Source organism: Methanosphaera cuniculi (assembly GCF_003149675.1).
Taxonomy (GTDB): Archaea; Methanobacteriota; Methanobacteria; order Methanobacteriales; family Methanobacteriaceae; genus Methanosphaera; species Methanosphaera cuniculi.
The window spans coordinates 24,383-32,255 of the sequence record NZ_LWMS01000008.1 but is presented as its reverse complement, the minus strand read 5'-3'; the positions used below and the strand labels follow the sequence as shown (position 1 = coordinate 32,255).

The 7,873-nt window shown below is 27.8% G+C and carries 6 protein-coding genes; 1 reads left to right on the top strand and 5 read right to left on the bottom strand.

What is annotated here, in order from left to right; translation table 11 throughout:
• Nucleotides 1-223 precede the first annotated feature (223 nt).
• Complete coding sequence (locus tag MSCUN_RS01405) at nt 224-1,687, bottom strand: DNA-directed DNA polymerase II small subunit (RefSeq protein ID WP_095608159.1); 1,464 nt, start codon at nt 1,685-1,687, stop codon at nt 224-226.
• A 334-nt stretch (nt 1,688-2,021) separates the two neighbouring features.
• On the opposite strand from MSCUN_RS01405, the gene MSCUN_RS01400 reads away from it, so the two are divergent.
• Nucleotides 2,022-2,633: a hypothetical protein gene (locus MSCUN_RS01400; RefSeq protein ID WP_095608160.1), complete on the top strand. Its 612-nt coding sequence runs from the start codon at nt 2,022-2,024 to the stop codon at nt 2,631-2,633.
• Nucleotides 2,634-2,824: 191 nt separating this feature from the next.
• Here the strand turns inward: MSCUN_RS01400 and MSCUN_RS01395 are convergent, their stop codons facing one another.
• From MSCUN_RS01395 to MSCUN_RS01380, 4 genes are all read right to left on the bottom strand, one after another.
• Nucleotides 2,825-3,148 (bottom strand): cupin domain-containing protein, encoded by a 324-nt coding sequence (locus tag MSCUN_RS01395; protein ID WP_095608161.1) that lies wholly within the window; start codon nt 3,146-3,148, stop codon nt 2,825-2,827.
• A gap of 95 nt (nt 3,149-3,243) precedes the next feature.
• Entirely contained in the window at nt 3,244-4,158 is a 915-nt protein-coding gene (gene pyrB, locus MSCUN_RS01390) for an aspartate carbamoyltransferase (RefSeq protein ID WP_095608162.1), read from the bottom strand.
• Nucleotides 4,159-4,189: 31 nt separating this feature from the next.
• Nucleotides 4,190-4,942: a tRNA (adenine-N1)-methyltransferase gene (locus MSCUN_RS01385; protein ID WP_095608163.1), complete on the bottom strand. Its 753-nt coding sequence runs from the start codon at nt 4,940-4,942 to the stop codon at nt 4,190-4,192.
• Nucleotides 4,943-5,068: 126 nt separating this feature from the next.
• Nucleotides 5,069-7,849: a DUF3427 domain-containing protein gene (locus tag MSCUN_RS01380; protein WP_095608164.1), complete on the bottom strand. Its 2,781-nt coding sequence runs from the start codon at nt 7,847-7,849 to the stop codon at nt 5,069-5,071.
• Nucleotides 7,850-7,873: the final 24 nt, after the last annotated feature.

Sequence of the window (7,873 nt, the reverse complement as noted above, 5' to 3'; positions counted from 1 at the left end):
ATATTGTATTTTATTATTATTTATATATTTCATATAATTTTATTGAAAATAATTTAATTATATCACTATTAAAATTTTAATTTTATAATAATTTAAATAAAAAATTAGTAAGTTTTATAAAAAAAATAAGATGTGGTGGTTATAATTGTTTTATAGTGTGTATGAGTTTTTCTAATAAATAATTTATATTATCTTTTTCTTTGTTTGTAAATAAAGTCTATTTTTAGCTTGAAAAGTCTAGTAATTTCATTTTTCCCTTATTAAGAATTGGAACTTGTCCACATGTTGGAACTATGTTATAGATTTTCTGAAACTCTGTTTGTTTTTGGAAAGTTCCGGAATTTAGCATGTGAACTCCTTTATACTTAGTGTATGAGTTTATATGAACATGTCCTGTATGTATAACATCAGGTACTTCTTCCATTACCATATAATCTTCAAATTCACTAGCAAGAGCATTTCTTTCACCATAAATTGGAGATAAATGTCGTTTTTCAAGTAGTAATTTCATAATTTGATCAGTATCAGCATGTGTAATATTCATAGCCATTACCATATCATCAAAGCTACGACCATGATAAACTAGAACTTTTACACCATCAAGATTAACTATTGATGGATTACTTACCATTTCAATATTTTTTTGTTCACATAATCCTTTTGCATATTTATCTGTAATTGCAGGTTGTGGTTCAGCAAGTCTGGTTGCATCATGGTTACCAGGAGAAAGTATGATAGGAATATCAGTAATATCACCAAGAAGTCGTGCAGCTTCTTCATATTGATCATAAATATCTTTAATTTTAAGTTCTTTATCTTGGTTTGGATAAATTCCTATTCCATCAACCAGATCTCCTCCAATTACTAGGTATTTCAGGTTATTTGCCATTTCACGTTTAGCATCATCTCCTTCATTACCATTAACCCATTTAATAAATCTGTTAAATGCAGTTTCATCAAACTGTTTACTTCCAATATGAACATCAGAAATAAAAGCAATAGAAAAGTCCATACCAGCAGTACCACTAATATCTTGTCGTATTACACCAGGATGTACAATCTCATCTGCTTTTATTAGATTACCATTAGTACTACCAACAACTCCTATAACTTCATCTTTAACAAGACTACTTGATTGTGTGATAAGATCCTCATCATCTTTAAGAAGAATTACACTTGCATCTCCAGTAGGGTCTTCTATTTCAACTATAACATGACCATTTTTTGTCTTATTAATACTATTAATAATTCCTATAGAATGAAGTGAGTCAATTTTCTGTTTGGTTGTTTTAAGATCATTAACTGTTCTAAATTCAGGATTTTGTTGGATAATCTTACGAAGTTTTTCATACCTACTATTAAAATACTTGTTAAGATCCTGAATATCACCATCAGTATAGGACTTATTTGTTGTATCAAGAAGAATTTCATATGGTGTTTCTAGTGTTTGTCGAATCTTCTTAGTTTCAGGATTTTCCTTAATTTCCTCATGTATTCTTTCACGTTCTCGCTGTTGATAATCCCGAATAGTTTTAGTTGTTATAATAAATTCATCATTATCTTCAACATACCTGATAAGTTCACCAATAAGATAATCATAATCTTCACTACTACTAATTTCAGAATATGCATTATTATTTAATAAAATATTAGATTTTTGAAATTTCTTAATTATATCATTTACCATTTTAAATACAGCAACTCCACGATTAAAAATAATTTAGTAATCCTTTTTTTTGATTTTTTTTTATTATTTAAAATTAATTTTTTTTTCTATACTATTTTTTCTTATTTTTATTACATATTTACTTATAGGAAAAAAAATAATAATACTAAAAAACATTAAAGTAGTATTCTAAAAGAATACTAAATAAAAATTTTAATCTAAAAAAACTTAATCTCATTTTTTATATTAAAGATATAATAATTATTAAGGACTTATATTTATATAGGTAAATATTAATTTTTCTAAAATTTTTTATATTAGAAAAAAATAGTTAAAAGGGAGGTTCAGATGTTTAATGTCTAGAATATTAAAAGTATTGCTTTTTATAATTGGTATTTTCATATTTTTTGAAGTAGGACTATTTGCATCATATAGTGTAATTTCATCTGGAAATGTGGATCCTGGAGAAATAATATCAATTCAAGTTGATGAAGTAAATGATTTTATTGGCTCATTAACAGGTAAAAAGAGCTTAAATGATCAGGAAACATTAAATATTACAAATAATGATCAAGTTGCACTGATACTTAATAACATGACAAATCTAAGTGTAAGTTTAAACTCGGTAACAGCCAAAGTATCGAGTGATGATACAGGTAATCAGACTGTGACAATAACAGCTGTTGCAACAAAAGATGCACAAATAACAAATGGTGGAGCTATTGAAATAGTACCAGAACAAACATATAGTATAACAGCAACAGCAACTGGAGATGTGTACTCATCAGGAAAAGTGGAAATAGACACATCAACCATCCAGCTAAAAGAAAGAATTGTACTATATAATCAGAATAATACAAATATAAGCACAAATAATTCAATAGAAAACCTAGTACAATATGCTCAAAATAACTCAACAAACGTAACAAAAGCAGCAAATAACACAACTAAAAAAACAAGAGCATAAAAAAAAATTTTAGAAGAAAATAAAATGAAAAAATTCTTCTAAAAAAAACTACTTTTTTTTTACTTTTTTTTTAAATAAATTTATTAAAATACTTCTCTTTTTTATAAAAATTAGAAAATTATATTATAATAAGGTGGTGATTTAGGGAGAGGAGTTTATTATTTCTTTTTTATAGTTCTATACTTTTTTTTTTATTCTGATTTGATCATAGTTAGTAGCATTTTATATTGTTCTTTTGCTTTTAGTGCGTGTGGTATGTTTGCTGGCATTATGATCATTTCACCTTCTGTAAGAACAAATACTTCTTCATCTATTGTAATTTCAGCAATTCCTTCAATTATTTGTACCATTGCATCAAATGGTGCTGAGTGTTTAGATAGTCCTTGTCCTTTTGCAAATGTAAATATTGTTACGGTTCCTGTTTCTTTTTTGATTATTTCACGACTTACTACTGAATCTTCCTGGTAGTCTATGAGTTTTGCTGTTTTAAATACTTCTTTTTTCATATCTGACATTTTTGATCATTTCCTCTTATTTGATTTTTATAATATTTTTTTTTATGATTGTGTTTATATGTTTTATCATTGTTTTTATAAATATTATATCATATTTATTTTATAATTGAATCAAGTAGTGCCATTCGTACTGGTACACCATTAAATGCTTGTTTGAAGTACATTGCATTATCTAGTTTATCAACGTCAAATGATATTTCATCAACACGTGGTAGTGGATGCATGAGTATTGCTTTTTTATCTTGCATGTTTTTAGCATTTAGTGTGTATTTTCCTTTAACTTTCTTATATTCCTTTGGATCTGGGAATCTTTCTTTTTGTATACGTGTCATGTAGATTACATCAACATCATCTATATTATCAAGTAGTGTTGATTCTATTTTGTATGTGCAGTTTAGTTTGTTTAGATCTTCTAGTATTTCATGTGGCATTTGTAGTTCTGTTGGTGCTATGAATATGATTTCAACTTTAAACATTGCAAGTGCATATACAAGACTATGTACTGTTCGTCCATATTTTAGATCTCCTACTATTGCTATTTTTAGGTTGTTTATATCACCAAATTGACGTTTCATGGTATATAAGTCTAGTAATGTTTGTGTTGGGTGTTGTCCTGGTCCATCTCCTGCATTAATTACTGGTACATCTACATTTTGAGATACAAACCGGGCTGCTCCTGCCATGTCATGTCTTAGTACTATTGCATCTGCATATTGTGATATTATTTGTGCTGTATCATAGAGTACTTCTCCTTTTTGTACACTTGTTCCTTGTTTTTGGTTAAATCCTACTACATCACCACCAAGTCTTTTCATTGCTGTTTCAAATGATAGTCTGGTACGAGTTGATGGTTCATAGAACATTACACCTAGTAGCTTTCCATCTTTTTTATGACATACTTTTTCAGATCTTGCTACAGGTTCCATTTCTTCTGCTAGGTTTAGTATGTATTCTATGTCACTTTTTTTAAAGTCACGTATTGATATAATATTTTCTAAATTAAAACTCATTGTATTTCAAAACTCCCTTTTTTTTTATATTTTATTCTTTTTTTGTTTTTTTCATTTTTCGTGCAAATGTTAGATAACCAGTGTGTCCTGCCATTCGACTATTTGGTCTTGTTTTATTATTTTTTATTTCTAGTTCTCGGACATTTCCTTCTCGTATTTTAATATTTTCAAATCCTACAATGTTAAGCATTTTATTTACAATTTGGAATTGTTCAACATATGGTGAGTAAATTACTATGAATCCTCCTGTTTTAAGTATACGGTATGCATCATTTATTACTTCATCAGGTTTGGGTAAGTCAAGAAATACTAGATCTATACTATCATCATCTTCATTGAATCCTTCAGTTACATCTTGATTGTAAAGTGTTATATTCTCAAAGTCTGTTCCTGCTATGTTTTCTTTAATTACTTTTGTGAAGTCTTCTCGTATTTCATAACTTGAAACATGTCCTGTTGGTCCTACGATGTTTGCAAAAAATAGTAAACTACTTCCAGCTCCTGTTCCTGATTCTACAATATGACTTCCTGATCCTATAGCAGTAAATCCTACAACTAATCCTAAATCTTGTGGTAGTAGTATTGCACATTTTCTTTTCATAAGTTCAATGTAGTCGTTAATGTTTGGTTCTATTACTGTGTATTTTTTCCCCAAGTGTGTTTCTACTACATCACCTACTTGACTGTTTATTATGACATCTTTAGGTATTACTCCTTTTTCTGTGTGAAATTCTTCATCATGCACTACGTATTTTCTGTTTTTTCTATCAACTAAAATTTTCATAAAAACTAAACCTTTCTAAAATATCTTATTATTTATTATATTGTATCTTTCTAAAATTAATATCTTATTCAAAAAAAAGAATTTATTTTTTATAAGAATAAAAAGGGGGGATGAAAGATTGGATAGTTAACTTGTGATGTAGTCATATATATCATCACGTACAGGATATTTTAATTTAAGATCAAAGTATACTGTTGGTTTAACATCACCTTTTGTATTTGTAAGTGTTCCTTCAAGGGGATTATGTGGTGTTACAGGTCCCATGTAGTAGAATTCGCGTCCATCATCATTGTTTTTCTTTAAAAATAGTAGAAATTCAATGTTTTGTTTTTCATAGTTTATGATATTTTTTATATCTTTACTTTGAAATGTTCTTGGTGTGGTTGTTACCCAGCTTATGGTTTGTTTGTCATAAAATTCATTTACATGATCATAGTGGTCATAGGTTATGCAAATTGGACAGACTATTTTACCATTTAGTGGATTTTCTTTTATTACATATCCATAGATTGGGTCACGTTCTGGCCAGTTTATTAGGCATGCCATGTCCCATTTTGAGTATTTATGATATAATTCGAAGTTAAAATCATCATAGTAAATTCCCTCTGTATTATCATTGAAGTATTTAACTCCCAGATTTATCATATCAATAACTTCATCATAAAAGTGTTTATTTTCATTAAGCATACTTTTAAATTTTGGATGGATGCATATTATGTTATCTTTTCGTGTTATAAACTCTATATCATGAAACTTTTTTTGTTCAGGTGGCTTGAAATATGATTTATCAAGTTTACGAATAGCACTAGTCATTGTAGTTTCACAATCAACAAAGTTATAATTTTTATTAATATGATCAGCTAAGACGTCTATTTCAAGTGTATTGTTTTGAATAACATCATATAAAATTAAAAGTTCATGAATACGTTTAGAATTAAAAACATTCAAAGTTAAAAATTCCAAATACTCAAGTTCTAATTCACTAAAATTATTAACATAATCACTATCAAGACGTTCAAGCATTGTAGGATATGTTTTAGGATGAGATGAACCTTTAATATATTTTATAATTAACTCAGGATCAAGCTGATTATAAGTATAAAAATCTGAAAAATGTGGAATATGACCTATCTTATTTTTAAGATTAACATACTCATTTCTAAAGAAGTTAATATTAAAACGTGCCTTATCAATAGATGTATAAATACGCTCTTTTGATATTTTATCAAAATTAACAGTAGATGATCCTATAATCATATTATTTGAATTATACATGAAATTTCTAATCTTATCCTTATTATATGATAAATCACCACTAAGTGCTATAGGTATCATGAAATTAGTCTTATAATTACCAATAAAATCAAGAACAACAACAAACTCTTTATCATCAGCTTTTCTTAATCCTCGTCCAAGTTGTTGTGTGAAAATAATACTTGACTTAGTTTCACGTAGCATTATAATCTGATTAATTTCCCTAATATCAACACCCTCATTGAAAATATCAACTGTAAAAATATAATCAATAGGATCATCAGTAGTATCACTTATAAGTCTTTTAACATATTCTTCACGTTCAGCTTGTGTATTTGATCCGCTAAGTGCCACTGTGTTATATCCATGTTGGTTAAATTTCTCAGATAGTATTTGTGAATTTTTAATAGTATTACAAAAAACAAGCCCTTTTACACGTTTTCCATTATAACCATAATATTCTATATTTTCAATTATATGATCAACACGACTATCTGATGTATCATTAATATCAACTGCATTATCTGATACTCCAAAGTAGTTAAAGTTACAAAGCAGATCATTTTCCATAGCATCTTTAAGTCTTATTTCATGAATAATATTATGATCAAATAATTCATAGATATCATATTCATCACTTCGCTCTGGTGTTGCAGTCATTCCAAGATAAAATCCAGGATTAAAGTAGTTCATTATTTTCTGATAACTCATAGCTCCAGCATGGTGTACCTCATCAATTACTATTACATCAAATTCAGATGGATCATATTTTTCATGTATTTGAGGTTTTGACATCATCTGTGTTGTACTAAAGATAAAATCTGCATAATAATCCTTATGATTTCCTGATATTAATCCCATAGTTTTATCCTTAAAGATCTTTTGATATGACTTCATTGCTTGTTTTGCTATTTGTTCACGATGTACTAGAAATAATACTTTTTTTGGATTTAGTTTTCTTATTCCAAATGCTGATGCTATTGTTTTACCTGTACCTGTTGCACTTATAAATAGTCCTCTTTTTTGTTTTTCTCGAATTGCAACATGTTCTAGTTTTTCTATGAAATCTTTTTGTACTTGGTTAGGTTTAAATTCAGGTTTACTTTGCCATGTTTTTTCATTTTTTATTTGGTTTTCATTGTATGCTTTTTCATATTTATCAATACAATCCTCAAGAGGTATTGCTTCATTCCAGAATTCATCAAATGTTTGTAGTATTTCATCTGTTATTTGTGTGTCATTTTCTGATAATATGTTCCATTCTTTATTTGTTGTTAGAGCTTTATGTGTTAAATTTGAACTTCCTACTATGATGTTATAGTTTTCATCTTCTTTTTTGAATATGTATCCTTTTGTATGAAAGCCGTATTCTTTTTCATCTACACTATAGAGTTTTACATCAATATTTTTAAATTGGTTAAGTTTCCTTAGTGCTTTAGGTTGACTAAAGTAAAGATAGTCTGATGTTATGATTTTACCTGGTATTTGTTTTTCTTCTAGTTTTTTTAGTGTTTGTAGTAGTGGTGTTACTCCACTTTCTGTTATGAATGCTACGCTTATTTTAAATTCTTTGCAGTTATTTAGTTGTTTTTGTATTGTTGTTATTACTTTCTGGTTTTCTTTTATGTCATTTTGTATGAGTTTGGTTGTCATACTTTTATGTTCACCTCCTCATGT

Bases quoted from the DNA above. Each gene is read 5' to 3' on its own strand.
- MSCUN_RS01405 (WP_095608159.1), bottom strand. From the start codon at position 1,687: ATGGTAAATGATATAATTAAGAAATTTCAAAAATCTAATATTTTATTA.
- MSCUN_RS01400 (WP_095608160.1), top strand. From the start codon at position 2,022: ATGTCTAGAATATTAAAAGTATTGCTTTTTATAATTGGTATTTTCATA.
- MSCUN_RS01395 (WP_095608161.1), bottom strand. From the start codon at position 3,148: ATGTCAGATATGAAAAAAGAAGTATTTAAAACAGCAAAACTCATAGAC.
- pyrB (WP_095608162.1), bottom strand. From the start codon at position 4,158: ATGAGTTTTAATTTAGAAAATATTATATCAATACGTGACTTTAAAAAA.
- MSCUN_RS01385 (WP_095608163.1), bottom strand. From the start codon at position 4,942: ATGAAAATTTTAGTTGATAGAAAAAACAGAAAATACGTAGTGCATGAT.
- MSCUN_RS01380 (WP_095608164.1), bottom strand. From the start codon at position 7,849: ATGACAACCAAACTCATACAAAATGACATAAAAGAAAACCAGAAAGTA.